The following is a 25,036-nucleotide window of genomic DNA, read 5'->3' as shown; positions in this document are numbered from 1 at the left end:
TGTAGTTCGCTGCCGCCTCATGCGGCAGCCCTCATCGCGCCGTGCTGCGGTCCGGGGTGACGTTCACGCCGAAACCGGTCGCTGGACCTTGATCGACTGGAGCAGGCCGATCGCGATCCACGCCGCGAACATCGACGACCCCCCGTACGACACGAACGGCAGCGGCAGGCCCGTGACCGGCATGATTCCCAGCGTCATCCCGATGTTCTCGAAGGACTGGAAGGCGAACCAGGCGATGATCCCGGCCGCCACGATCGTCCCGTAGAGCTCGGTGGTCTCGCGGGCGATGCGGCACGCGCGCCAGATGACGACGCCGACCAGGAAGATGATCGCGCCCGCGCCGACGAAGCCGAGCTCCTCGCCCGCGACGGTGAAGATGAAGTCGGTCTGCTGCTCGGGCACGAACTGGCCGGTGGTCTGGGAGCCGTGGAAGAGGCCGGAGCCCAGCAGGCCGCCGGAGCCGATGGCGATACGGGCCTGGTTGGTGTTGTAGCCGACGCCGGAGGGGTCGAGCGCGGGGTTGGCGAAGGCGGCGAAGCGGTTGATCTGGTACTCGTCCAGAACGCCGAGCTGCCAGATGAGGATGCAGCCGAGGACGCCCGTGCCGATGAGGCCGGCGATCCAGCGGTTGGACGCGCCGGAGGCGAGGAGCACGGCGAGGACGATGACGACGAGCACCATCACGGAGCCGAGGTCGGGCATCAGCAGGATGATGACGATCGGCAGGGCGGCGAGGCCGAGGGCCTCCATGACGGTGCGGTGGTCGGGGTGGAGCCGCTCGCCGGCGTCGACCTTGCCGGCGAGCATCATCGCCATGCCCAGCGCGATGGTGATCTTGGTGAATTCGGAGGGCTGGAGGGAGAAGCCGCCGCCGAGCTGGATCCAGGAGCGGGCGCCGTTGATGGTGGCGCCGAGCGGGGTGAGGACGGCGACGGTGAGCAGGACGGAGATGACGTAGAGGATGGGGACCGCGCCGCGCAGGGCCCGGTGGCCGACCCAGACGGCGCCGACGGCCAGGCCCAGGCCGATGCCGGTGTTGAGGATGTTGCGGAGCAGGAAGTAGTACGGGTCGCCCTGGTTGAGCTCGGTGCGGTTGCGGGTGGCCGAGTAGACCAGGAGGGTGCCGATGCCGGAGAGGGCGAGGGCGGACCAGACCATGACCCAGTCCAGGCGGCGGAAGACGGAGTCGCGGGCGGTCAGCCGGCCCCAGGCGGAGCGCTCGGGGCTGTAACGGCGGGCGCGGTAGCCGTCGGTGGTGGTCACGAGTCCCGCTCCTCCTTCCGGGCGGAGGGGCTCGGCGGGGGCGGCTCGATGGGCTGGGCCTCGATGGTGCCGTCCTTCTCGACCTTCGGCAGCCCGGTCTGCGGGTGGGGCAGGAGCGCCTTCTTGTCGTCGATCTTGCCCTTGTCGTCGACGCCGTAGAGGGCGTTGTAGATGTTGCGCACGGCGGGGCCGGAGGCGCCGGAGCCGGTGCCGCCCTGGGAGATCGTCATGACGACGGCGTAGTCGCCGGTGTAGGTGGCGAACCAGGAGGTGGTCTGCTTGCCGTAGACCTCGGCGGTGCCGGTCTTGGCGTGCATCGGGATCTCCTTCTGGGGCCATCCCTCGAAGCGCCAGGCGGCGGTGCCCTGGGTGGCCACGCCGGCGAGGGCGCCGTCGATCTGGTCGCGCGTCCTGCTGTCGAACGGCAGCTTGCCGTGGGACTGGGGCGCGATCTCGTGGACGGTGCGGCCATCGGGGCTGATGACGGCCTTGCCGACGGTGGGGTTCCAGAGGGTGCCGCCGTTGCTGATGCCGGCGTAGATGGTGGCCATCTGCAAGGGGGTGACGAGCGTGTCGCCCTGGCCGATGGAGTAGTTGACGGAGTCACCGGCGCGCATGCGCATGCCGGACTCGCAGTTCTCCTTGGCGATCTGCCCGGCGTAGCTGGTGTCGGTCTTGCCCTGCTTGCACCAGGTGTCCTTGTTGGCCTCCCAGTAGTTCTTCTTCCACTCGCGGTCGGGGATCCGGCCGGTGACCTCGTTGGGGAGGTCGATGCCGGTCTCCTTGCCGAGGCCGAAGTCGTGGGCGGTCCTGTAGAACCAGTCGCCGGGGTGCTTGGGGTTGTTGCCGCCGTCCTTCTGCCACTGGCGGTAGGCCAGGTCGTAGAAGACGGTGTCGCAGGAGACCTCCAGGGCGCGGCCGAGGCTGATGGGGCCGTAGCCCTTGGACTCGAAGTTCTTGAAGACCTGGTTGCCGATGCTGTACGAGGCGGAGCAGTTGTAGTTGCCGTCGAAGGCGTAGCCGGCCTTGACGGCGGCGGTGGCGGAGACGACCTTGAAGATCGAGCCGGGGGCGGCCTGGCCCTGGATGGCGCGATTGAGCAGCGGGAAGCCGGAGTCCTTGCCGGTGAGGTTCTGGTAGTCCTTCGCGGAGATGCCGCCGACCCAGGCGTTGGGGTCGTAGGTGGGGTTGGAGGCCATGGCGACGACGCGGCCGGTCTTGGCCTCCATGACGACGACGGCGCCGGCGTCGGCCTTGTAGTTGGTGCCGGTGTTCCGGTCGACTTCCTTGCGGGCGTCCTTCATCGCCTGGTCCAGCTCGCGTTCCGCTATGGCCTGCACGCGGGCGTCGATGCTGGTGACGAGGTTGGCGCCGGGGACGGCCTTGTCGCTCTTGGCCTTGCCGATGACGCGGCCGAGGTTGTCGACCTCGTAGCGGGTGACGCCGGCCTTGCCGCGCAGCTGGCTGTCGTACTGGCGCTCCAGGCCGGAGCGGCCGACCTGGTCGGAGCGGAGCAGCGGGGAGCGGCCGGCCTTGGCCTTGATGATCTCTGCGTCGGTGACGGGCGAGAGGTAGCCGAGGACCTGGGCGGTGTTGGAGCCGCCGGGGCCGGCGTAGCGGCGGACGGCGGTGGGTTCGGCGGTGATGCCGGGGAAGTCCTCGGCGCGCTCGCGGATCTGGAGGGCCTGCTGGGTAGTGGCCTCGTCGGTGATGGGGATGGGCTGGTAGGGCGAGCCGGCCCAGCAGGGCTTGGGGGTCTTGGCGTCGCAGAGCCGGACCTTGGCGGTGACGTCCTCGGGCTTCATGTTCAGGACGCCGGCGAGGCGGGTGAGGACGGTGCGGCCCCGGTCCTTCATCTTCATCAGGTCGGTGCGGCTCGCGGAGACGACGAGGCGGGTCTCGTTGTCGGCGAGGGGGACGCCGCGGGCGTCCAGTATCGAGCCGCGGGTGGCGGGGGCGACGACCTGCTGGATGTGGTTGTCGGCGGCTTCGGCGGTGTACTCGTCGCCGTTGCGGATCTGGAGGTACCAGAGGCGGCCGGCGAGGGTGAGGAGGAGGGAGAAGACGAGGATCTGGATGACGACGAGGCGGATGGTGACGCGTGAGGTCCGCCCCGAATCAGGCAGATTGGTCACCGTGCCCCCTTGGTCGCTTCTCCGCCTGCGCGGCGCAGAGGTGCGGGCATCACCGTCGGCTGCGGCCCGGCGGCCGCGCATGCGACGCTCACAGTCGCTTCACTCCCTTCACACGAGGCCGCCGCAGCCCCGTACGCATCCCGGTCCGCATACCCGTGCGCTGGCTGCTCACCCGGCTCGTCCTGCTGCCGCCCATCGTGCTGGGCCCGTCGGCGGTCAGCGGGTCGTTCTGGACGCGCCTGGCCATGGCCATGACGAGCGGGACGACGAAGGGCGCGAGCAGCAGGTCGTAGAGCGCCGCGGTGAAGACGAGGCTGGTGAGGCCGACGTTGCGGGCGGCGGTGTCACCGACGAGGGAGCCGACGCCCGCGTAGAGCAGCGTGGAGCCGACGGCCGCGGCCACGACGACGAGCATGGGCACGGTGGCCGAGCGCAGCTTGCCCGTCTCGGGCCGGGCGAGGCCGACGAGGTAGCCGATGACGGACAGCACGAGGGCGTACCGGCCGGTGGCGTGGTCGGCGGGCGGGGCCAGGTCGGCCAGCAGGCCGGCGGCGAAGCCGATGACGGCGCCGTTGGTGTGGCCGTGGACGAGGGCGAGCCCGACCACGACGAGGAGGAGCGGGTCGGGGACGGCTCCGGGCAGGTGGAGCCGGGCCAGGACGGTGACCTGCACGACGAGGGCGACGACCACGAGCGCGGTCGAGAGCAGGATCCGGTTGAGGCGCATCGGTCAGTCCTCGGGTTTGGCGCTCGCGGACGGCGTGACCGTGACGGTCACGGTGGGCGTGGGCTTGGGCGCTTCCGGTTTGGGCGGCAGCACGGTGTCGCGCGGGTCGGTGCGCGGGGGTTCGACGACGACGCCGACGATGTCGAGCTTGCTGTAGCCGACGAAGGGGCGGACCTGGAGGGTGCGGGTGAGGCTGCCGCCGGCGGGCTCGACGCGGGTGACCTCGCCTACGGGGACGCCGGGCACGAACGGCTTGTCCCGGCTGGAGCCGAAGGTGACGAGCCGGTCGCCGGGCCGGACGACGGCCTTGCCGTTGAGCAGCTCGACGCGCAGGACGCCGGCGCCCTGGCCGTTGGCGAAGCCGAGCTCGCCGCTCTTCTCCATGCGGGTGCCGACGGTGAACTTGGGGTCGTTGGCGAGCAGCACGGTCGAAGTGTCGCGGGCGACGGTGGTGACGCGGCCGACGAGGCCGTCCCCGTTGAGGACGGTCATGTCGCGCTTGATGCCGTCGCGGCTGCCGGCGTCGATGGTGACGGTCCAGGAGAAGCCCTGGGCCGCGCCTATGGCGATGACCTGGGCGCCCTTGATGCCGTACTGGCCGCGGCCGGCGGTCTTGAGCATGGCGTCGAGCTCGGCGGCCCGGCCGCGGTTGCGGTCGTCGCTGCCGAGCCGCTGCTTGAGGCCGGTGTTCTCGCGCTCCAGGGCGCTGATGCGGTTGTGCCGCTCGTCGGAGTCACGCACGGCCGCCACGGCGTTGCCCACGGGGTCGACCGCGGAGGCGACGCCCTTCTCGACGGGCCCGAAGACGGAGGCCGCCGCGTGCCGGACGCCGTCGAGCGGGGACCGCTCACCGCCACGGATGTCGACCGTGATCAGTGCGAAGGCGATGGCGACCAGCAGCACCAGCAGCAGCCGGCTCTCTCGTGTGTCCCTCACGTGCGGCGGCGTGCCCTTCTCGTAGGACCGGCGCGCTGCGGGGCGGGCCGGTCATCCGGAGCGTTGTGCCTGTATATCAGGTTGTTTCCCGGCAGCGGTGGTACGCGGGGTCGCTTTGGCGCCACCCCCTGCCAAGGGGGTGGCTACGTCCCCCGACGGGTGGAACGCGCCGGGCTCGGCGGCCCCGGGAGAGCCCCCGGGCACCGTCCCCGCGCGTCCCCGCCGGGAGGGCGCGCGCGTCAGCGCCGGGGCTGTGCGTCCAGGACCTGCTGGAGGGCCTCGAACTCCTCGACGCACTTGCCGGAGCCCAGCGCGACGGAGTCCAGTGGGTCCTCGGCGATGTGGATCGGCATGCCGGTCTCCCGGCGCAGTCGCTCGTCGAGGCCGCGCAGGAGGGCGCCGCCGCCTGTGAGAACGATGCCGCGGTCCATGACGTCACCCGAAAGCTCGGGCGGGCACTTGTCGAGGGTGGTCTTGACGGCGTCGACGATGGAGTTGACCGGCTCCTCGATGGCCTTGCGGACCTCGGCGGCGGAGATGACGACCGTCTTGGGCAGGCCGCTGACCAGGTCCCGGCCGCGGATCTCGGTGTGCTCGTCCTGCTCCAGGTCGTAGGCCGAACCGATGGTGATCTTGATCTGTTCGGCGGTGCGCTCACCGAGGAGGAGGCTGTACTCCTTCTTGATGTGCTGGATGATCGCGTTGTCGAGCTCGTCGCCCGCGACGCGGATCGACTGGGCGGTGACGATGCCGCCGAGGGAGATGACCGCGACCTCGGTGGTGCCGCCGCCGATGTCGACGACCATGTTGCCGGTGGCCTCGTGGACGGGGAGGCCGGAGCCGATCGCGGCGGCCATCGGCTCCTCGATGATGTGCACCTGGCGGGCGCCCGCCTGGGTGGACGCCTCGATGACGGCGCGGCGCTCGACGCCGGTGATGCCGGAGGGCACGCAGACCACGACGCGGGGCCGGGCCATCCACCGCCGCTTGTGGATCTTGAGGATGAAGTATCGGAGCATGCGCTCGGTGATCTCGAAGTCGGCGATCACGCCGTCCTTGAGCGGCCGGACCGCGACGATGTTGCCCGGGGTGCGCCCGATCATCTTCTTCGCCTCGGCACCCACGGCGAGGATGCCGCCGGTGTTGGTGTTGATGGCGACGACGGATGGCTCGTTGAGGACGATTCCGCGGCCTCTGACGTACACCAGCGTGTTGGCGGTCCCGAGGTCGACAGCCATGTCACGGCCGATGAACGACATGTTGTTCCCCATGAGGATACGTCTGGCCTTCCCAGCTGGAGCGAGCGATTGCTTACTTGAGGTCGGCAGGGTGGTGCGGGCGGTTGCGCCGCGGGCGCGAAGCTCTCATCGTAGTCTCGACCGGTCGAACGCGGTGCGAGGGTTCCTCCGCCATTGTCGGCGGAAGTCGAGCTCCCCCCAGTAATGGTGACGTCGTGTCGGAGTGAGAGGTTCCCTCGTTCGCCACGCATATGCCAGAGGCGACCGAAAGAAAATCGGTCGCCCCTGATCGGAAAGGCTCCGGGCCTGATGCGCTATCAGGCGAGGCCGGGAAAGAAAATCTTGATTTCCCGCTCGGCCGACTCCTCGGAGTCCGAGGCGTGGATGAGGTTCTCGCGCGTGATGGTGCCGAAGTCACCACGGATGGATCCCGGGGCGGCCGAAATCGGGTCCGTCGGGCCGGCCAGGGCGCGCACGCCCGGGATGACGCGCTCGCCCTCGACGACCATGGCGACGACGGGGCCGGAGGACATGAAGCCCATCAGCGGCTCGTAGAAGTCCCGGCCCTCGTGCTCGGCGTAGTGCTGGGCGAGGGTGTCGCGGTCGAGGGTGCGCAGCTCCAGCGCGCTGATCGTCCAGCCGGCCTTGCGCTCGATGCGGGCGATGACCTCACCGGTCAGCTTGCGCCGGACGCAGTCGGGCTTGAGAAGGACGAGGGTGCGCTGGCTCATACTGCGGCTCCTTGCGAGCGATCGTTCTGGTGGGCCAGAGGGTACAGGGGCCCGGTGGACGCGCGGCACCCGGACCGGGGCCGGGCGGCGGCCCGGGCTAGGCGGCCTCGGCCGCCTGCGCCGCGAAGCGGGCCTTCGCCTCGTCGATCTTCCGGCCGAAGTGCACCGAGGCCCACCACAGGCCGCCGAAGACCACTCCGAGGATGAACATCATCGGGACGATGAAGCCGCTCAGGACCAGCCCGATCTGGAGCAGCCAGCCCAGCTGGACGCCGCCCGGGCGGGTGAGCATGCCGCACAGCAGCACGCTCAGGGCCATCGCGGTGCCGCTGACGGCCCACACCGTGCCCGTCGGGAGGTCGGTCATCTGCATGGCGACCAGACCGGCGAATCCGATGACGAAGAATTCACCGATCAGAGTGCTGGCGCACAGCATTCTCATGATCAGCCCTTTCCGAGGAGCAGCCGGGCCTCGCCGACCGTGATCACCGAGCCGGTCACCAGGACGCCCGCGCCGGAGAACTCGGCCTCCTCCTCCGCGAGGGTGATCGCGGCCTCCAGGGCGTCGTCCAGCCGGGGCTCGACCTGGACGCGCTCGGCGCCGAAGACCTCGACGGCGATGGCCGCGAGCTCGTCGGGGTCCATGGAGCGGGGGGTGGAGTTACGGGTCACCACGACCTCGGCGAAGACCGGCTCGAAGGCCTCCAGCAGGCCGCGGACGTCCTTGTCGGCGCTGGCGCCGACGACGCCGATGAGCCGGCTGAAGCCGAACGCCTCGGTGACCGCCTCGGCCGTGACCTGCGCGCCGGCCGGGTTGTGCGCGGCGTCGAGGACGACGGTGGGGCTGCGGCGCACGACCTCCAGCCGGCCCGGGGAGCTGACCTGGGCGAAGGCGCGCCGGACGGTGTCGATGTCGAGCGTGCGGGCGTGCTGCGAGCCGATGCCGAAGAACGCCTCGACGGCGGCCAGGGCGACCGCGGCGTTGTGCGCCTGGTGGGCGCCGTAGAGCGGCAGGAAGACCTCGGGGTACTCGCCGCCGAGGCCGCGCAGCGTCAGCTGCTGGCCGCCGACGGCGACCTCGCGGGAGACGACGCCGAACTCCATGCCCTCGCGGGCGACGGTGGCGTCGACGTCGACCGCGCGCTTGAGGAGCACCTGCGCGGCGTCGACCGGCTGCTGGGCGAGGACGACGGTGGCGTCCTGCTTGACGATGCCGCCCTTCTCGCCGGCGATCTCGCCGGGGGTCGAGCCGAGGCGGTCGGTGTGGTCGAGGGAGATGGGGGTGACGACGGCGACGGAGGCGTCCACCACGTTCGTCGCGTCCCAGGTGCCGCCCATGCCGACCTCGACGACGGCCACGTCGACCGGGGCGTCGGCGAAGGCCGCGTAGGCCATGGCGGTCATGACCTCGAAGAACGACAGGCGGTGTTCCTCGCGGTCGTCGACCATCTCCACGTACGGCTTGATGTCGTGGTACGTCTCGACGAAGCGCTCGGCGGAGATCGGGGCGCCGTCGAGGCTGATGCGCTCGGTGATCGACTGGACGTGCGGGCTCGTGTACCGCCCGGTGCGCAGGTCGAAGGCGGCCAGCAGCGACTCGATCATGCGGGCCGTGCTGGTCTTGCCGTTGGTGCCGGTGATGTGGATCGCGGGGTAGGCGCGCTGCGGCTGCCCCAGGATGTCCATCAGGGCCTCGACACGCCGCAGCGAGGGGTCGAGCTTGGTCTCGGGCCAGCGGCCGGCGAGCTCGGTCTCGACCTCGCGCAGCGCGCGGTCGAGCTCGGGGTCCTCGGGGCGGGAGGGGATGTCGCCCTGCGGCGGCCCGGCCTGGGCGCGCAGGGTCCGGCTGCCGGCCTCGATGACGGCGAGGTCGGGGTCGCGGTCGGTCTCGGCATCGACAATTCCCTCGAAACGGTCATCGTCGTCGGGGCCGGTGCTGCCGTTGTCGTCGTTCAGGGGGCGCTCGCTCACGCGGACCAGTCTACGGAGGGGGTGTGACAGCGCGGGCGGCAGGCCCGGCGGCCTTGCCCTACGGTTTTTCCGGAAGAGACCTTTATTGCCCGAAGAGCCCTTTATGCACAGAAGCCGGGTGATGCCGGGTGGTGAGCGAAGACGACGGCCGGTGGCGGACGCTGCTGGGCGCGCTGCTGGAGGCGCTGCCCGCGGGCGCCGTCGTGCAGGGCCCCGACGACCGGGTGCTCGCGGCCAACCGGGAGTTCACCCGCATGTTCGGCGCCGAGGGCCGGACCGGCGAGACCCTGGCCGGCCACCACGTCCACCGGACGGCCGAGCTCCCCCTCGCCGACGGCCGCACCCTCCGCCGCGTGATCGAACCGCTCCGCCACGAGGGCGCCTACCTGGGCGCCCTGTGGACGTACGAGGACATCACCGAGCGCAAGCGGCGCGAGCGGGACCTGGAGCGCGACAACGTGGCGCTCACCGAGCTGGCCCGGCAGCGCAACGCCTTCACCGCCGCCGCCTCCCACGAGCTGCGCACGCCCCTCACCTCCGTGATCAGCTTCTGCGAGCTGCTCACCGACCCCTCCTTCGGCACCCTCACCGACGAGCAGGCCTCCTTCCTGGACGCCATCCGGCGCAACGCCGACCGCATGCAGCGGGTGATCGCCGACCTGCTGCTGACCACCCGGATGCGGGCCACCTCCGGCCTGGAGCTGGAATTCGACGGCGTGGAGGTGGACCGGATGCTGCTGGACGCCGTCCTCGACCGGATGAGCACGACGCGGGAGGCGGGATTGTTCACCGTTCTGGAGTGCGCCCCCGGGCCCGTCCTGCGCGGCGACCGGCACCGCTTGCAGAACGTCCTGGCCAATCTTCTGGAGAATGCCGCGAAATACACCCCCGCGGGTGGCCGGATCTCGGTGACGGCGGCGCCGCGCTTCGACTTCTGGGAGATCGAAGTCGCCGATACCGGAATCGGCGTCCCGGAGGAATTCCGGGAGGAGATCTTCAATGGTTTCGTACGGGCGCCGAACGCACGTACGGGCGAATATCCCGGCACCGGTCTCGGACTCGCCATCAGCCGCACGATCGTCCGGCTGCACGGCGGCACGATCACCGCCGGCGAAGCGCCGGGCGGAGGCGCCGCCTTCCTGATCCGGCTGCCGGTCGCGGGCCCTGGCGAACCCCCGGCAGGACCTGGCGAGCCCCCGGCGGCACCCGGCGACCCCCCGGCAGGCCCCGGCGAGCCCCCGCGCCGGGAGGCGGCCGCATGACCCGCGTGCTCGTCGTCGAGGACGACCCCGACCTCTCCCTCGCCCTGCGCACCCTCCTCACCCGCGCCGGCTACGAGGTCGCCCACGCCGACAACGGCCGCGAGGGCCTGCGGCTGCTGTTCGCCGAGCGCCCCGCCCTCATGCTCCTGGACATCGGGCTGCCGCAGCTCAACGGCTGGGAGGTGCTGGAGCGCACCCGCGACCTCAGCGACCTGCCCGTCCTGCTGCTGACCGCCCGCGGCGCCGAGACCGACCGCGTCCGCGGCCTGCGCGCCGGCGCCGACGACTACCTGCCCAAGCCCTTCGGCAACGACGAGCTGCTCGCCCGCGTCGAGGCGCTGCTGCGCCGCACCGCGCCCACCCGCTGGGCCGGCGACTCCTTCGACGACGGGCTGCGGCTCGTGCCCGAGCGGCGCTCGGCGGTCTGGCAGGGCCACGAGGCCCGGCTCAGCGACATCGAGTACCGGCTGCTCCAGGTGCTCGTCCGCAACCGCGGCCGGGTGATCACCACCGACCAGTTGCTCGACCGGGTCTGGGACGACCCCGAGGGCACCGGCCGCGAGCGGGTGAAGTTCGCCGTCCTGCGGCTGCGGCGCAAGCTGCGGCAGGCCGCCGGCGACGAGGCGGCGGACCCGCTGGAGGCCGTACGGGGCCTGGGCTACCGCTACCGGGCCGACGGCGGGGACGAAGGTCCTGCCCCGGACGAGGACGAAAGTCCCTTCTAGCCCCTTTTCCGCCCCGGTTCCGGTTTCGCAACCGTCGGGCAACCGAAGGCACCCCAGGGGTGCAACCGAGGCACCGCAAGGTCGTGAGCTGTCCGCAGCCCGCCGGCCCCAGGAGTCACCTCGTGCAGTCCCTGCCCGCCCGTAGCGTCGCCGTCGTCCTCGGCACCCGCCCCGAGCTGGTCAAGCTCACCGACCTCGTCCGCCTCCTGGGCCCCGCCGCCCACCTGGTGCACACCGGTCAGCACTACGACGAGGAGCTCTCCGGCCGCTTCCTGACCGAGCTGGGCCTGCCCGAGCCGACGTTCCTGACCGGGGTCGGCGGACAGCCGCGCGCCGTCCAGATCTCCAGCGCCCTCGCCCAGCTCGACGAGCTCTTCACCGCCGAGCCGCCGCTCGCCGTCGTCGTCCAGGGCGACACCAACGCGGCCCTCGCCGGCGCGCTCGCCGCGAACGCCCGCGGCATCCCGCTGCTGCACGTCGAGGCCGGCCTGCGCAGCCACGACCGCAACATGCCCGAGGAGCACAACCGCGTCCTCATCGACCGCATCGCGGACGTCCTGTGCGCCGCCACCGAGGACAACCGCGCGAACCTCCTCGCGGAGGGCGTCGCCGACGCGCGCGTCGCCGTCACCGGCAACACCGTGGTCGAGGCCGTGCACGGCCAGCTGCCGGCCGCCGCCGAGCGCGCGGAGCTGCTGCGGCTGCACGGCCTGACCGCCGACTCGTACGTCCTGGCCACGGTCCACCGCCCCGAGAACACCGACTCCCCCGAGGCCCTGCGCGCCATCTTCACCGAGCTCGCCGCGCTCGTGGCCGACGGCCGGCCGGTCGTCGTGCCGCTGCACCCGCGGACCCGGGCCCGCGTCGAGGCCGCCGGCCTGGACGGCCTGCTGGCCGGCCTGACCGTCACCCGCCCGCTCGGCTACGGCGAGTTCCTCGCCCTGGCCCGGCACGCGGCGCTGCTCGTCTCCGACTCGGGCGGCATCCAGGAGGAGTGCACGGTGCTGGGGCGGCCGCTGGTCGTCGTGCGGCGCTCCACGGAGCGGCCGGAGGCGATGGCGGACTTCGCGGACCTGGTGGAGCCGGGTGCGGAGATCGGGCGCGCCGCCCGGCGCCGCCTGGCGGAAGGCCCGAAGGGCCTGGCCCGCCTGGCCGCCCTCCCGAGCCCGTTCGGGGACGGCCTGGCGTCGGACCGCATCGTGGCACTGCTGGCGGCGATCACCGCCCCGCAGGAGCTGGCCGCGGCGGCGTAGGGGGTCTTCTCCCCAGCCCCGCCCCTTCCCGTAACCGGGGGCTTCGCCCCCCCCGGACCCCCCGTCCGCGCTGACGCGCGTCGTCCCCAAACGCCGGACGGCTGATTCTTCCCGGGAGCACCCCCCATGTTCACCAGCCCCCTCCTCCTCATATTTCCCTTCTTCCTCCTCGCCTGCTTCCTGCTCTACTGGGCCGGCGCCCGCCACGCCTACCTCCGCCGCCCCGAGGCCGAGACCGGCAACGCCGACGCCTTCGACTGGCACTTCTTCGTCCCGTGCCGGGACGAGGAGGCCGTCGTCGGCACCACCGTGGAGCGGCTGCGCGCCGACCACCCCGGCGCCCACGTGTGGGTCATCGACGACGACAGCGAGGACCGCACCGGCGCCATCGTCGCCGGGCTCGCCGAGACGGACCGCCGGGTCCACCTCGTCAGCCGGGTCCGTCCGAACGCCCGCCAGGGCAAGGGCGCCGCGCTCAACTCCGCGTACGACGAGCTGAACCAGTTCCTGTCCAAGGACACCGACCGCGAGCGCGTCGTGGTGTGCGTCATCGACGCCGACGGCCAGCTCGACCCGTACGCCCTGGAGCGCGTGAGCGGCCCCACCGGCTTCGGCGACCCGGAGACCGGCGGCGTGCAGGTCAGCGTGCGCATGCGCAACGCCGGCGACCCGCGCCCGCTCCCGGACCGCGGCCGGTTCCGCAACGCCTTCGCCCGCCTCCTGGTCCGCATGCAGGACATGGAGTTCTCCGTCTCCAACGCCGGCATGCAGCTGCTGCGCGGCCGCACCGGCTCCGTGGGCCTGGGCGGAAACGGCCAGTTCACCCGGCTCTCCGCGCTGGACCGGATCGCCGCCGCCGAGCGCCGCCCCTGGCAGCGCGGTGCGCTCCTGGAGGACTACGAGCTGGGCCTGCACATGATCCTGAACGGTGACCGGATATCCCACATAGCCGACACCTGGGTCTCCCAGGAGGGCCTGCCGCACGCCCGCCGCTTCCTCACCCAGCGCACCCGCTGGGCGCAGGGCAACCTCCAGTGCGTCCGCTACGCGCCGCGCATCGTCTCCTCGCGCCACTACGGCGGCAAGGGCGTCCTGGAGACGCTCTACACCTTCCTCCAGCCGGTCGCCCACCTGGTGACCCTCGCGCTGTGCGCGGTCATGTTCGCCCTGCTGGGCCTGACCGCGGCCGAGGACGGCTTCGGTGCCGCCTTCGGCGGCATGCTCGCGCTGTGGCCGCTGGTGCTGGGCCTGGCCGTGGTCTCCGTGCTGCCGTTCGTGCTGTGGGGCCCGGTCTACCGCCGGGACCGCGCCGCCGACAGCTCGCTGCTGTCCGCCCTGCTGTGGGGCCTCGCGCTGTGGCTGTACGCGTACCACCTCTTCCCGGCGTCGGCGCGCGGCTTCGTGCGGATGCTGCGCGGCCGCAACGGCTGGGCGAAGACGCGGCGCAACGCCGAGGCCGTCACGTCGGGCCCGATCGCGATCGAGAGCTGACGGCGGCCGGCAACAACTGACGGCAGCTGACGCCACGTCACGCAAACCGTGAACCGGGTCACACTTGCGACCCCCGGGGCAACCTCCGCTCCCGTTCCGCCATCTGACCCCCGGTGACACATGTCCGGAGCGGTTCCGGACAGCGGAACGGGAGCGTTGTGCGGGTGCGGGTACCGGAAATCAGCACACGGATGCACTTGCTGCTGCTCACGGCGTGGACCGTGCTGTGGTTCGCCGTCGTGGAACCCAACGGCGGCTTCTCCTGGCACTACCTGCGCACCGGCGGCGAGCTCATCTACGACGGGGGCGACGGCACCGGCGGGCTCAACCTCTACGCCCACCACCCCGAGCTCCAGATGGGCCCCATCAGCTTCCTGGTGGCGGGCCTGTTCAACCCGTTCTCCGAGCACACGGGCCAGTTCCTGGCGGCGGCGTTCATGTCCGTGCTGGGCCTGGTCATCATGGTGCTCGCGGGGCGCAGCGCCGCCATGCACTTCCTCGGCACGGGCACCAACCACGAGCGGCTGCGGCGGCGCGTGCTGATCGCGGGGCTGGCGTTCATCCCGATGTGGATCGAGGTGTCGGTCCGCTTCGGGCACCTGGACGACGTCCTGGCCCTGTTCTTCACCGCGCTGGCGGTCTGGTTCCTGACCCGCTGCAATCCGGCGGCCGTCGGCGCCTGCCTGGCCCTGGCCATGGACTCCAAGCCGACGGCCCTGGCCTTCGTGCCGCTGATCCTCGCCCTGCCCCGCGACCGCTGGATGCGGGCGGTCCTGTGGTGCGCGGCGCTGCTGGCGATCGCCTGGCTGCCGTTCTTCCTCGCGGCCCCGGACTCCTTCGCCGCCGCGAAGTTCACCATCCCCAACAGCCCGGCCTCCGCCCTGCGCTGGCTGGGCGGCAACACCCCGGTGACCCCCGACTGGGCCCGCCCCGCCCAGGCCGCCCTCGGCCTCACGCTGGGCGCGGTCGCGGTGTGGCGGGGCCGCTGGGCCGGGGTCGTCCTGCTGGGCGCGAACGCCCGTATCCTCCTCGACCCGAGCGTCTACACGTACTACACGGCGTCGGTGCTGCTGGGCACGCTGCTGTGGGACGTGTGCGGGCAGCGGCGCCTCGTGCCGTGGTGGAGCTGGATCGCACTGATCGTGCTGTACGGCAGCGTGTTCGCCGTACCGGACGAGTCGGCCAAGGGCCTGATCCGGCTCGGGTTCGTGGCGGTGTCGACGGCATACGTCCTGTTCTGGCCGCAGCACCGCCGCAAGCGGCGCCGCCGCCCGGCCCAGGAGGAAGAGGCCCTGGTGGAGGGCCCATGGGGCCCGATGTGGGACCCGAACCGATCAAGACCGTGGGCAGCGCGTTAGCCGCTCCGCCGGATGCGGCGCGGTGCTGGGCGCTGAACGTGCGACGTGGTGGCCGCGCCCCGTAGGGGCGCGGGGAACTGCGCGACAAGCCCCCACAGGCCCGCACCTGACATGCAAACGGCCCCCGTACCCATAGGCACGGGGGCCGCTCTGATCCCGGCGGCGCCGGATCAGCCCTTCGGCAGACCCGCCAGCTGCAAGCTGATCCGCTCAATATCCGCGTCCGCCGTCTCCAGCCGCTTACGGATCTTCTCCACGGCCGCCTCCGCCGCCTTGGCCAGGAACGCCTCGTTGCCCAGCTTCGCCGTGGACTGCGCCTTGTCCTTCTCGGCCGCGGCGAGCGCCTTCGTGAGCCGCTTCCGCTCGGCCTCGACGTCGATCGTGCCCGACAGGTCGAGGGCGACGGTCGCGCCCGCGACCGGCAGGGAGGCGGTCGCGGCGAAGCCCTCGCCGGCCGGCTGCAAGCGCAGCAGCGAACGCATCGCGTCCTCGTGCGCGGCCAGCGCCGTGCCGGTCAGGTCGAGCCGGGCCGGAACCTTCTGGCCCGGCTGGAGGCCCTGGTCGGAGCGGAAGCGGCGGACCTCGGTGACGACCTGCTGGAGCGTCGCGATCTCCTGCTCGGCGGCCGCGTCGCGGAAGCCGCTGTCCTTCGGCCAGTCGGCGATGACGACGGACTCGCGGCCCGTGAGCGTGGTCCACAGCGTCTCGGTGACGAAGGGCACGACCGGGTGCAGGAGCTTGAGGGTGACGTCGAGGACCTCGCCCAGGACGCGGCGCGAGACCTCGGCCTCGGCGCCGCCCTTCTGGAACGTGGTCTTGGACAGCTCGACGTACCAGTCGAAGACCTCGTCCCACGCGAAGTGGAACAGCGCGTCGGAGAGCTTCGCGAACTGGTAGTCGTCGTAGAGCGCGTCCACCTCGGCGACGACGGCGTTGAGGCGCGAGAGGATCCAGCGGTCGGTGGCCGACATCTGCTCGGCGGCCGGCAGGTCGCCCTCCACCGTGGCGCCGTTCATCATCGCGAACCGGGTGGCGTTCCAGATCTTGTTCGCGAAGTTGCGCGAGCCCTGGACCCAGTCCTCGCCGATCGGCACGTCGACGCCGGGGTTGGCGCCGCGGGCGAGGGTGAAGCGGACGGCGTCGGAGCCGTACTTGTCCATCCAGTCGAGCGGGTTGACCGCGTTGCCGAAGGACTTCGACATCTTCTTGCCGAACTGGTCACGGACCATGCCGTGCAGGGCGATGGTGTGGAACGGCGGGGTGCCGTCCATCGCGTACAGACCGAACATCATCATCCGGACGACCCAGAAGAAGAGGATGTCGTAGCCGGTGACGAGGACGGAGTTCGGGTAGAACTTCTCGACGCTCGCGGTCTTCTCGGGCCAGCCGAGCGTGGAGAACGGCCACAGGCCGGAGGAGAACCACGTGTCGAGGACGTCGGTCTCCTGGTGCCAGCCCTCACCGGCCGGCGGCTGCTCGTCCGGGCCGACGCAGACCATCTCGCCGTCCGGGCCGTACCAGACCGGGATGCGGTGGCCCCACCACAGCTGGCGCGAGATGCACCAGTCGTGGAGGTTGTCGACCCAGTCGAAGTAGCGCTTCTCCATCTCCTGCGGGTGGATCTTGACCTTGCCGTCGCGGACGGCGTCGGCGGCGTTCTTGGCCAGCGGGGCGGTCTTCACCCACCACTGCATGGACTGGCGCGGCTCCAGCGTCGTCTTGCAGCGGGAGCAGTGGCCCACGGAGTGGGTGTACGGGCGCTTCTCGGCGACGATGCGGCCCTCGGCGCGCAGGGCGCCGACGATCGCGGAGCGGGCCTCGAAGCGGTCCAGGCCGAGGAAGGGCCCGTGGACGGTGATGACGCCGTGCTCGTCGAGAACGGTGAGGCTCGGCAGGTCGTGCCGGCGGCCGATCTCGAAGTCGTTCGGGTCGTGGGCCGGGGTGACCTTGACGGCGCCCGTGCCGAACTCCGGGTCGACGTGCTCGTCGGCGACGACCGGGATGCGGCGGCCGGTCAGCGGCAGCTCGATCTCGGTGCCGATGAGGTGCTGGTAGCGCTCGTCCTCGGGGTGGACGGCCACGGCGGTGTCGCCGAGCATCGTCTCGGCGCGGGTCGTGGCTACGACGATGGAGGCGTCACCCTCGCCGTAGCGGATGGAGACGAGCTCGCCGTCGTCGTCCTGGTACTCCACCTCGATGTCCGAGATGGCCGTGAGGCAGCGGGGGCACCAGTTGATGATGCGCTCGGCGCGGTAGATCAGCTCGTCGTCGTAGAGCTTCTTGAAGATCGTCTGGACGGCCTTGGACAGACCTTCGTCCATGGTGAAGCGCTCACGGCTCCAGGCAACGCCATCACCCAGACGGCGCATCTGCCCGGAGATCTGCCCGCCGGACTCGCCCTTCCACTGCCAGACGCGCTCGACGAACGCCTCGCGGCCGAGGTCGTGGCGCGACTTGCCCTCCTTGGCCAGCTCGCGCTCGACCACGTTCTGCGTGGCGATGCCCGCGTGGTCCATGCCCGGCTGCCACAGGACCTCGTAGCCCTGCATGCGCTTGCGGCGCGTGAGGGAGTCGATCAGCGTGTGCTCGAAGGCGTGGCCGAGGTGGAGGGAACCGGTGACGTTCGGCGGCGGAATGACGATCGTGTAGGGCTCCTTCTCGCTCGCGGCATCGGCCTCGAAGTAGCCCCGCTCTACCCAGCGCTCGTACAGCGGCCCCTCTACGTCGGCCGGCGCGTACTGGGTCGGCAGGTCGGGGGTGCGGTCGGCGTGCCCACTGTCGGGGCGCTGAGTGTTGTCGGTCACGGGGTGAATTCTAAGGGGGCGTACGCGGGGGTTTCGAATCGATTGCCGCGGGATCGGCAAGGATGACGCCCACGCAACGAGAGAAGCGACGAGAGAACCATGAGCAAGCAGCAGGCCGGCCTGTACGAGCCGCTCCCGGTGACGCCCCGGTCCTACGCACGGCCGGGCGGCCCCGGCGGCTACGGCGCGGCCGCGTGGCCACCGCCCGTCCCGCCGCGCCGGCGGGGGAAGGGGAGGGTGGTCGCGGCCGTGGCGATCGGCTCGCTCGTGGTGATGTGCACCCTTCTGGGCGGATTCCTGATCCTCACGGGCGGCGGCAGCAAGGCGGCGGGTGGCGGCCGGTACCGGCTGACCGCGCCGGACCGCGTGGCCGGCTTCCGCATCGACTCGCCGGTCGGCCGGACGTTCCGCACGGACCACCTGAAGCGGCTGCGGAGCCTGGGGGTACGGGACGAGGGCAGCGTCACGGCCGGCTACTCGTCGGCGGGCACGGCCCGCGGAAAGCTGATGTTCAGCGGCATCTGGGGAACGGTGAAGGACCCCGAGCGGGCGGTCGACGGACTGTTCGCGTCCATGGCGGCCGGCAACGGCGCGGGGGAATCAGTCGAAGGCACCCCGGAACGGGTGAGGCCGCGGGGCGTGGGCGACGCGGTGATGAAGTGCGAATCGGTGACCTTCAGCACCCCCGGGGCGAGCCTGGCCCTCCCGTACTGCGTCTGGGCGGACCACAGCACGCTGGGCGTGGTGGGCGCGGCGCTGGGCGAGCGGACGGGGATCAGGGAGGCGGCGGAGGCGACGGGGAGGCTGAGGCGGGCGGCGCGGGTACGGGCCGAGGCGATTCGCCCGGAGTGACCACTCCTGCGTGGCAACTGTTCCGAAACCGTTGCCACCAGGCGGTAAGACCCTCTTAAGAGATCCGGAAGGATTGGGCGGACTGTCACACGAGTCCCGAGTCCCCCCACGGATCGAAGAGAGACGCGATGAGCTACAACCAGCCGGGCCCCTACGGCCAACCGCCCCAGCAGCCGGGCCCGTACGGCCAGGGCGCCCCGGCCGGCCAGCCCGGTTACGGTTACCCGCCGCCGCCCCCGCCGCCCCCGGGCACCCCGTACGGCGCCGCCCCCCAGGCGCCTCAGCAGCCCTGGGGCGTCCCCCAGCAGCCCCAGCCGGGCTACCCGGGCGGCCAGTACCCCCCGCCGGTCCCGCCCCAGGGCGGCGGCAAGGGCAAGGCGATCGGCATCACGATCGGCGCGGTGGCGGTCGTGGGCGCGCTCATCGCGGGCGCGGTGTACTTCATGGGCGGCGGCGGTGACGTGAAGCCGTACACGATCGTGATGCCGGACAAGCTGCTGGACGGGAAGTACACGAAGGCCAGCACGAGCTCTCCCGGATCGAAGCAGACGGACACGCAGGACCTGACCGACAACAAGAACGCCAAGGAGTACGGAATCTCCAACGGCACGGCGGTCTCGGGTCATTACCTCAGCGCCGAGAAGGAGACGCTCGTAGTGTCGGGCGTTTACGGCGAGCTCTCCGACCCGCAGAAGACGGTCGATGCCATGATCGCGAAGAGCGAGGAGAACCAGAAGCAGAGCTCCGCAGGTGCACAAGGGCTCAAGATCGAGACGGTCACGCCCTGGACGGAGTTCTCTCCGAGCGGCTTTGACGGCGCGGTCATGAAGTGCACGACCAAGAAGGCGACGGTCAGCATGGGCACTATCTCATCCACGAGCCAGGCAAGCACGTGCATCTGGGGCGACTCCAGCGCTGTCGGCTACGTCCGACAGTCGGCTTCACAGAGCAACAGCCCCTACGGAGCCGAGACGGCCAACGGCAAGCCGATGTCCGCCCAGGAACTGGCCGAAGCGACCGTCAAGGTCCGCAACGAGGTCCGCAAGGAAAAGTAGACAGCGCGCTGGGGCGATTCCCCCCTCCCGCCCACCAACTGGGCTGTTTCTGATGGGCAATCGCCTCAGCCCAGAACCGCTGAGCACTTCCAGCGGCAGGCCTAAAGGGTCTCTCCGCTCGTCAGCCCAACAACGACTAGTCACCCAGCCCGCGTCAACCGAGTAGATGCCAGACCCACCTAGGTCACCCCTAGCAACCTATGGCCAACACTTGGTAGGCTCCCGCAAAGTTGATCAAGGAGGTGGCTGCCACTCAGGCCGCCTCTGTCATGCGAGCTGACATAGAAATAAGAGGCCATCCGTGCGCAGGATCATGCGGCAGGCAGCCACAGCCGTGGGTGTAGTCATGGCAGCAGGGGCCCTGCAGCTTGCGGCGACCGCTCCCGCATCCGCCTCCCCCAACGCGTGCGAGAGTTACCTGAAGTGGAACGGCTACAACGTCGGGCCCAAGGTTAAGCAGGCATGCAAGGCCGCTGCTAGCGACTGGCTTGAAAACGCAAACGTTCTTGGAGGTCCCTGCCACCTGGCTTTGATGACGCTCGGGATTCCCCAGGACCGCGCCATCTATGCTTGCCAAGACCACTGAGGCACCTCGAGCATCTCCGATGAGCCCAACCTGGTCACGGATGTGAGCACACCGAACGTTGCCAAGGCCGCCACGCACTCCCCTCCGGGGTAGTCGCGGCGGCCTTCGGTATCTACGTCACCGGCCCCACCTACTGGCGGCGTTGGCGGCCTGGACCTTGGCGCTGAGGAGCTCGGCTTCGGTCGGGGTCCGGACCTCGAAGGGGTCCACCGCCCACTCCTTGCCGCCGCCGGGCAGACGCAGCAGGAGCTGCGAGCCGCCGTTGCGCATGACCTGCCCGACGGCGCCGTCCCGCTTGTCCAGGACGAACGAGCCGATGGCGGGACGCGGTTGGTGCGCCCGGTCGGCGCAGGTGCAGGTACTCAGCAGAGACTGGGGCCGAAGGTCGATGCCGTGGGCGGTGGCCCATACGTAGACACGGCAGGACGGACCGTCGGAGGTACGGGGTTCGGGCACCGGCTTCGGCGCCGGGGCGGGGGCGGGCAGCGGTTCGGGGACGGAAATCTGCCGTTCACGGCGGAACCAGCGGCGGATAAGGTTGCGCATGTCGACGCTCCTTTACGGCGTTGACCATGCCCCGGGGCCGTGTCAGCGGCCGCCGGGGTCCTTTACGTGCAAGACCTTAGCGTAGCCATGCTATAGCACGCTGGAACATGGAGTATCTCGACTAGGACGCCATGGTGTACGTAGCGTGGTCAAGTGATCGAATTCGCTCCCGACATCCCGCGCTGGCGCCAGGTGGCCGATGTAATCCGGCAACGCATCAAGGACGGCACCTACGGGCCTCGATCACGCGTGCCGTCCGTCGTCCAGCTCACCGAAGAGTTCGGCATCGCGAGCGTGACGGCCCAGAAGGTGCATCGAGCACTCCGCTCGGAGGGCCTGATCTACACCGAGCCGGGAATGGGCTCGTTCGTCACCCCGCAGCCGTAGATCGCACGGGAGGGGCCGGGGTGGTCCTGGCCCGGCAAGGGGCGTAAAGCGTGATTTGCGGAAACGCTCTGGGTTCGCCCTACGTGCGACAGAGTCCGTAAATCATGCAGCCCCGTAGGGCCTGGACCACCCCGGCCCCGGCCCCAGGCCGCACACGAAAGCGCCGCGTACCACGCGCAGTTGGCGGTTCGCCACTTCCCGACCTGACCCGGCGTCCAGCCGCTATGCTCGCCGCTTGATGACGCATTGACGCGCCGGTCTTTCCGGGGCGCCCGCAACGGTCAGCCACCCGCTCGGGGGGCTGGTTGGGGCGCGGCCACCCCGTCTCACACCGGGAGTGGCCGCGCCCATGGTCAGCCCTCCGCCTGGAGGGTCTGACCGGTGGGGTGTGTGTGCCCACCCTGGGAGAGGGGCGCGGAGATTGCGCCATCGCAAAAAGAAGAACCGGTCTCGCCTGTGGGCCCGTCTCTATCGGATCTACCGCTGGTCGGCGCCCCTAGTGGGTGCCGTACTCGTGGCTCTGCTCCGATGGTGGCTGGAGGTGAGGTTCAAGCTGTAGGCCCCCGCCAAAGCCAATAGCGGGGGACCACTCAGCAGATGGTTCTTCACAGGAGCCCGCCATCGTGTCCACCGATGGTGGGTTCCACCATTCACCGTGTCCGCTGACCGCACCTGGATGGCACGGATGCCCGGGTGCCCTTCCGGACGGACATCGGCAGCTCCTACCGTACTCGCTTCGCCCCTCCCAGGCACCGGAGAAGCACAGCCCGACGGAACCTCTTCACCACATCAGGGCACTCTCAACATCGCTCTGCCAGTACGTGACCGCCGCCTTGCTGTCGACCCACGTGCCCTTGGGGAGCTTCACCGTGCGGGCGCGGCTCTCCGTGCCGTCGCCCTCGTCGAAGCTCACGCGCAGGACGCTCGCGTAGCGCCCGTCCGTGCCGGAGCCGTCAGCCGCGGACAGGTTGATGCCGGCGTAGGCGGACTCGCCGGGCTCCAGGGTGACGACGGCCTGCGGGATGGAGTCGTCCACGACCGACACCACATTCTGCGCGGCGTCGAAGGCCAGGTGCGGGGCGCCGTAGGCGAAGCACGGCTTGGAGCTGGTGTTGGTGACGGTGAGCAGCTGGTGGTTGATCGGGCGGGGCACGTTCCGCACCGTGGTCTTGGTGTTGGCGAGGGAACAGGCCGGGACGGGCGCCGGCTCCGCCGCCTGTGCCTGAGCCGTCGTGGCGGCGGTGCCGGCGAGGAGCGCGGCCGCGAGGGTGAGGCCGGTGGCGGTGATGCGGGCGGTACGCATACGAATATCTCCAGAATCCAAAAGGCTGCGGATCGTCTCCCGGGGCGGAATGGCCCGGGGCGTGCCGTCAGCCTCCCCATTCGCCTCCGCCACCCACAAGCCCCGTTCGGGACATCCGGGACGCTGGAACACCTGCACCTCTCCGACCTGCGGAAATGTGATGCCCCTGGTACGTACAGCTGAGACATGCCGCATACGGAAGGGGCCCGGAGTCAGTGAAAGCCCAGCATCCCCGGAGAGTCGACGCTGATGGCAAGCGTTCCCGGCGGGTACCGATCCTCATCGTCGGTGAGCAGGATCGACAGACCGGTGAACTCCGCTCGGGGCAACGCGCAATACAAGGCATGACAGGTGTCCGGGCTGCCGTACCCATCGCGAATCATGGTGCCCACAGTGACGGCCGCAACCGTATCGAGGGGATCCACGGCGACACTGGGAAAGCCCAGGACGCGCCGCGCGGCCCCGTCATCGGCGGCTTCGGCCTGGGTGAGGCACAAAGCGGGGACGTGTAGCCGATCACCCGAAGCAGCCATGTTGGCTGCGAGCAGGTTGAGCGTCTTGTGTCCGTCCGCGAGGGCCCGTGCGGCCGCGGTGTCCAGAATGATCACGCGGCCGCGCTCCGCGCCTTCTTGGCCGCGATCTTGTAGATGTTGGACAGGATGTCGGGCGCCTGCTCGAACTCGGCGTCGCTGATGTCCAGGCCGATCACCTTGCGTACGTGCTCACGGGCCGCAGCGAGTCGCTGAGCTCGCTGCTCGGCCGTCGGCTCCTGTCCGGCCAGCGCTTCGACGAGCTGGCCGATGGTCAGGCCGCGCTCGCGCGCGAGCTCAGCGAGATGGTCACGGGTTTCGCGAGGGATCTGGATAGTCGTCGTCACCATAGCTCCACCATAGAGCAGCTATAGCGCTTCGATATGCCATCTCCGTAGATCCTCAGTCTCTAATCCCTCGCCTGGTCCCAGCATGCCGCCTCCGCCAGCGCCTCCAGCAGCCGCACCGCCTCCTCCGCCCGCTCGTACGGGACGAACAGGTGGTCGTGGTGGTACCCCGCCACCACGTTGCAGCTGAGGCCGGCCTGGGCCAGGGCCTGGGAGACGGCCGCTGTGAGGCCCACGGCCTCCAGCGCGGAGTGGACCCGTAGCGTGATCCACCCCGCCACGTACTCGTACGCCAGCCCGGCCGCGTCGGCTTCCTCCTGCCGCACGACCAGGGTCAGGCCCTCCGGCTCCCGCACCGTCACCACGGGGGCGACGTCCGTCGGCGGCTCCCCCTCCACCGTCACGTAGACGTACCGACCGGCGTTCAGCTCCGGCCGCATTCCGCTCAGCAACTTCGTCAGATCACGTTCTCCAGCCATGCCCGCCACCCTACGCACAGGCATGCGAAAGGGCGCCCGGCACTCGTCCGGACGCCCTCTTCCAAGCTAGCGCTCAGCTCTCCTCGACGAAGAGTTCGTCGATCGTGGAAACAGTGAGCGCGCGGTCCATCCAGCGCTCCAGAGTCGGCAGGTCGGTGCAACTGGTGATGCGCTCGCGGGCGGCGTCCGGCACGGAAACTTCCCGAGTGTCCAGGACGTGCACCACCATCTGCGCCCGGCCCTTGGCCTCACCCTTCAGGAGCGTCTCCTCGATGAGCGTGCCCCGGCCGGGGAAGTACGTGCGGATGGCCATCAGATTCCTCCAGGTCTCCCTCGCCGGGGTTTCTCCCAGGCCGATTTCCAGCAGTTCCGCGTAGTACGCGACCGACTCTTCGTCTACCGTCCCCAGAGCACGCGCCAGCGCGTCCAGTATGGCCGGAGCGTCCTGGTCCCGCCCATGCGTCATGGCCGAGAAGGTCGCCATGGCCAGGTTCTGGGCGGCTTCTTCCTCGTCGATGATCGGCGGGACGTTTCCGGGCCCCAGGACCAGAGGGTGCACGGACAGTGCTTTCCAACCCTCGGGGCCGAGCTTGAAGGGGCCTGCCGCCCATTCCGCGGTCGCCTTGTCCTGGCAGACCACCAGCAACAGTGCCGGGTGCCCGTACTTGGCCTTCAGAAACGCGAGGTAGTACGCCCAGCTGACCGCCTTGTCGCTGTCGCGGCGCCCTTGTGCCTCGATGGCCAGGAGAAAGCTCTTGCTGCTGTCACGCGGCTGGATGCGCAGCACGCTGTCCACGCGCCGCTCCAGTGGTCTGATCTCCGTGGCGTCCGGCGAGAGCACTTCGACGGACACCTCCTCCGGCAGGGGAACGCCCAGGATCCGGAACACCGGCGCGAGTAACTCCGGCCGTTCCTGGAAGATCCGGTGCGATGCCTCGTGGTTCGCTGTCACCATGATCCGACCGTAGGAACACGGACCCCGCCGCGTCCGGCAATCCCCAGCCGACCACCCGTTCGATACGCGGACCGATCACCCGTTCCACGAACCCATAAACAA

Annotated in this window: 23 protein-coding genes; 8 read left to right on the top strand and 15 right to left on the bottom strand. The window is 70.4% G+C overall.

Annotation, left to right across the window (positions count from 1 at the left end; all coding sequences use genetic code 11):
- Positions 1 to 63 precede the first annotated feature (63 nt).
- The 8 genes from rodA to folC all read right to left on the bottom strand — a co-directional run bounded on the left by rodA (position 64) and on the right by folC (position 9,001).
- Complete coding sequence (rodA, locus tag D7231_RS29740; protein ID WP_120758708.1) at positions 64 to 1,263, bottom strand: rod shape-determining protein RodA; 1,200 nt, start codon at positions 1,261 to 1,263, stop codon at positions 64 to 66.
- A complete protein-coding gene (gene mrdA / locus D7231_RS29735; RefSeq protein ID WP_120758707.1) occupies positions 1,260 to 3,398 on the bottom strand; it encodes a penicillin-binding protein 2 in 2,139 nt (712 codons plus the stop codon). Before mrdA ends, rodA begins: the two co-directional genes overlap by 4 nt.
- Before the next feature lie 88 nt (positions 3,399 to 3,486).
- Entirely contained in the window at positions 3,487 to 4,125 is a 639-nt protein-coding gene (gene mreD, locus D7231_RS29730) for a rod shape-determining protein MreD (RefSeq protein WP_120758706.1), read from the bottom strand.
- 3 nt (positions 4,126 to 4,128) lie between these two features.
- Positions 4,129 to 5,061 (bottom strand): rod shape-determining protein MreC, encoded by a 933-nt coding sequence (gene mreC, locus D7231_RS29725; RefSeq protein ID WP_120758705.1) that lies wholly within the window; start codon positions 5,059 to 5,061, stop codon positions 4,129 to 4,131.
- 239 nt (positions 5,062 to 5,300) lie between these two features.
- Positions 5,301 to 6,320 (bottom strand): rod shape-determining protein, encoded by a 1,020-nt coding sequence (locus D7231_RS29720; RefSeq protein WP_004950903.1) that lies wholly within the window; start codon positions 6,318 to 6,320, stop codon positions 5,301 to 5,303.
- Between the two features lie 296 nt (positions 6,321 to 6,616).
- The gene (gene ndk, locus D7231_RS29715; RefSeq protein ID WP_120758704.1) at positions 6,617 to 7,030 is read right to left on the bottom strand and encodes a nucleoside-diphosphate kinase; all 414 of its coding nucleotides are present in this window, start codon (positions 7,028 to 7,030) and stop codon (positions 6,617 to 6,619) included.
- A gap of 97 nt (positions 7,031 to 7,127) precedes the next feature.
- Positions 7,128 to 7,472, bottom strand: a complete 345-nt coding sequence (locus D7231_RS29710; protein ID WP_120758703.1) for a DUF4233 domain-containing protein — start codon at positions 7,470 to 7,472, stop codon at positions 7,128 to 7,130.
- A gap of 2 nt (positions 7,473 to 7,474) precedes the next feature.
- On the bottom strand, positions 7,475 to 9,001 hold the full coding sequence (gene folC / locus D7231_RS29705) for a bifunctional tetrahydrofolate synthase/dihydrofolate synthase (RefSeq protein ID WP_120758702.1): 1,527 nt from the start codon (positions 8,999 to 9,001) through the stop codon (positions 7,475 to 7,477).
- Positions 9,002 to 9,132: 131 nt separating this feature from the next.
- On the opposite strand from folC, the gene D7231_RS29700 reads away from it, so the two are divergent.
- From D7231_RS29700 to D7231_RS29680, 5 genes are all read left to right on the top strand, one after another.
- Positions 9,133 to 10,263 (top strand): sensor histidine kinase, encoded by a 1,131-nt coding sequence (locus D7231_RS29700; protein ID WP_241999988.1) that lies wholly within the window; start codon positions 9,133 to 9,135, stop codon positions 10,261 to 10,263.
- Positions 10,260 to 10,988, top strand: a complete 729-nt coding sequence (locus tag D7231_RS29695; protein ID WP_120758700.1) for a response regulator transcription factor — start codon at positions 10,260 to 10,262, stop codon at positions 10,986 to 10,988. The genes D7231_RS29700 and D7231_RS29695 overlap by 4 nt, the downstream gene beginning before the upstream one ends.
- A 122-nt stretch (positions 10,989 to 11,110) precedes the next feature.
- On the top strand, positions 11,111 to 12,241 hold the full coding sequence (gene wecB, locus D7231_RS29690; RefSeq protein WP_120758699.1) for a non-hydrolyzing UDP-N-acetylglucosamine 2-epimerase: 1,131 nt from the start codon (positions 11,111 to 11,113) through the stop codon (positions 12,239 to 12,241).
- Between the two features lie 126 nt (positions 12,242 to 12,367).
- Positions 12,368 to 13,732: an XrtP-associated glycosyltransferase gene (locus D7231_RS29685; RefSeq protein ID WP_120758698.1), complete on the top strand. Its 1,365-nt coding sequence runs from the start codon at positions 12,368 to 12,370 to the stop codon at positions 13,730 to 13,732.
- 191 nt (positions 13,733 to 13,923) lie between these two features.
- Entirely contained in the window at positions 13,924 to 15,090 is a 1,167-nt protein-coding gene (locus D7231_RS29680; RefSeq protein WP_120758697.1) for a hypothetical protein, read from the top strand.
- Positions 15,091 to 15,260: 170 nt separating this feature from the next.
- Here the strand turns inward: D7231_RS29680 and D7231_RS29675 are convergent, their stop codons facing one another.
- Entirely contained in the window at positions 15,261 to 17,894 is a 2,634-nt protein-coding gene (locus D7231_RS29675) for a valine--tRNA ligase (protein ID WP_120758696.1), read from the bottom strand.
- 99 nt (positions 17,895 to 17,993) lie between these two features.
- Here D7231_RS29675 and D7231_RS29670 point away from each other — a divergent pair, with 99 nt between their 5' ends.
- Both D7231_RS29670 and D7231_RS29665 read left to right on the top strand, forming a co-directional pair.
- Positions 17,994 to 18,746, top strand: a complete 753-nt coding sequence (locus D7231_RS29670) for a hypothetical protein (protein ID WP_120758695.1) — start codon at positions 17,994 to 17,996, stop codon at positions 18,744 to 18,746.
- A 128-nt stretch (positions 18,747 to 18,874) separates the two neighbouring features.
- Positions 18,875 to 19,801, top strand: coding sequence for a hypothetical protein (locus D7231_RS29665; RefSeq protein WP_120758694.1), 927 nt, complete (start codon positions 18,875 to 18,877; stop codon positions 19,799 to 19,801).
- 703 nt (positions 19,802 to 20,504) lie between these two features.
- Here the strand turns inward: D7231_RS29665 and D7231_RS37860 are convergent.
- Positions 20,505 to 20,933, bottom strand: a complete 429-nt coding sequence (locus tag D7231_RS37860; protein WP_241999990.1) for a hypothetical protein — start codon at positions 20,931 to 20,933, stop codon at positions 20,505 to 20,507.
- A gap of 153 nt (positions 20,934 to 21,086) precedes the next feature.
- On the opposite strand from D7231_RS37860, the gene D7231_RS29655 reads away from it, so the two are divergent.
- A complete protein-coding gene (locus D7231_RS29655) occupies positions 21,087 to 21,320 on the top strand; it encodes a GntR family transcriptional regulator (protein WP_030366482.1) in 234 nt (77 codons plus the stop codon).
- A 781-nt stretch (positions 21,321 to 22,101) separates the two neighbouring features.
- On the opposite strand, the gene D7231_RS29650 is transcribed toward D7231_RS29655, so the two are convergent.
- From D7231_RS29650 to D7231_RS29630, 5 genes are all read right to left on the bottom strand, one after another.
- Entirely contained in the window at positions 22,102 to 22,623 is a 522-nt protein-coding gene (locus D7231_RS29650) for a DUF4232 domain-containing protein (protein ID WP_158673832.1), read from the bottom strand.
- Positions 22,624 to 22,835: 212 nt separating this feature from the next.
- Positions 22,836 to 23,231 (bottom strand): PIN domain-containing protein, encoded by a 396-nt coding sequence (locus tag D7231_RS29645; RefSeq protein WP_120758692.1) that lies wholly within the window; start codon positions 23,229 to 23,231, stop codon positions 22,836 to 22,838.
- Complete coding sequence (locus D7231_RS29640; protein ID WP_120758691.1) at positions 23,228 to 23,503, bottom strand: hypothetical protein; 276 nt, start codon at positions 23,501 to 23,503, stop codon at positions 23,228 to 23,230. The genes D7231_RS29645 and D7231_RS29640 overlap by 4 nt, the downstream gene beginning before the upstream one ends.
- A gap of 59 nt (positions 23,504 to 23,562) precedes the next feature.
- Positions 23,563 to 23,979, bottom strand: a complete 417-nt coding sequence (locus tag D7231_RS29635; protein WP_120758721.1) for an ACT domain-containing protein — start codon at positions 23,977 to 23,979, stop codon at positions 23,563 to 23,565.
- 73 nt (positions 23,980 to 24,052) lie between these two features.
- Positions 24,053 to 24,934: a hypothetical protein gene (locus D7231_RS29630; RefSeq protein WP_120758690.1), complete on the bottom strand. Its 882-nt coding sequence runs from the start codon at positions 24,932 to 24,934 to the stop codon at positions 24,053 to 24,055.
- Between the last annotated feature and the right edge of the window lie 102 nt (positions 24,935 to 25,036).

This window comes from Streptomyces klenkii (genome assembly GCF_003626645.1).
Classification (GTDB): domain Bacteria; phylum Actinomycetota; class Actinomycetes; order Streptomycetales; family Streptomycetaceae; genus Streptomyces; species Streptomyces klenkii.
Note: the sequence above shows the minus strand (reverse complement) of the source record. Positions and strands in the feature narration are given on the sequence as shown.

What these genes read in the sequence shown, in the direction of transcription:
- mreD (WP_120758706.1), bottom strand. Translation starts at nt 4,125, where the DNA reads ATGCGCCTCAACCGGATCCTGCTCTCGACCGCGCTCGTGGTCGTCGCC.
- D7231_RS29720 (WP_004950903.1), bottom strand. Translation starts at nt 6,320, where the DNA reads ATGTCGTTCATCGGCCGTGACATGGCTGTCGACCTCGGGACCGCCAAC.
- ndk (WP_120758704.1), bottom strand. Translation starts at nt 7,030, where the DNA reads ATGAGCCAGCGCACCCTCGTCCTTCTCAAGCCCGACTGCGTCCGGCGC.
- D7231_RS29710 (WP_120758703.1), bottom strand. Translation starts at nt 7,472, where the DNA reads ATGAGAATGCTGTGCGCCAGCACTCTGATCGGTGAATTCTTCGTCATC.
- D7231_RS29695 (WP_120758700.1), top strand. Translation starts at nt 10,260, where the DNA reads ATGACCCGCGTGCTCGTCGTCGAGGACGACCCCGACCTCTCCCTCGCC.
- D7231_RS29685 (WP_120758698.1), top strand. Translation starts at nt 12,368, where the DNA reads ATGTTCACCAGCCCCCTCCTCCTCATATTTCCCTTCTTCCTCCTCGCC.
- D7231_RS29680 (WP_120758697.1), top strand. Translation starts at nt 13,924, where the DNA reads ATGCACTTGCTGCTGCTCACGGCGTGGACCGTGCTGTGGTTCGCCGTC.
- D7231_RS29670 (WP_120758695.1), top strand. Translation starts at nt 17,994, where the DNA reads ATGAGCAAGCAGCAGGCCGGCCTGTACGAGCCGCTCCCGGTGACGCCC.
- D7231_RS29665 (WP_120758694.1), top strand. Translation starts at nt 18,875, where the DNA reads ATGAGCTACAACCAGCCGGGCCCCTACGGCCAACCGCCCCAGCAGCCG.
- D7231_RS37860 (WP_241999990.1), bottom strand. Translation starts at nt 20,933, where the DNA reads ATGCGCAACCTTATCCGCCGCTGGTTCCGCCGTGAACGGCAGATTTCC.
- D7231_RS29650 (WP_158673832.1), bottom strand. Translation starts at nt 22,623, where the DNA reads ATGCGTACCGCCCGCATCACCGCCACCGGCCTCACCCTCGCGGCCGCG.
- D7231_RS29640 (WP_120758691.1), bottom strand. Translation starts at nt 23,503, where the DNA reads ATGGTGACGACGACTATCCAGATCCCTCGCGAAACCCGTGACCATCTC.
- D7231_RS29635 (WP_120758721.1), bottom strand. Translation starts at nt 23,979, where the DNA reads ATGGCTGGAGAACGTGATCTGACGAAGTTGCTGAGCGGAATGCGGCCG.
- D7231_RS29630 (WP_120758690.1), bottom strand. Translation starts at nt 24,934, where the DNA reads ATGGTGACAGCGAACCACGAGGCATCGCACCGGATCTTCCAGGAACGG.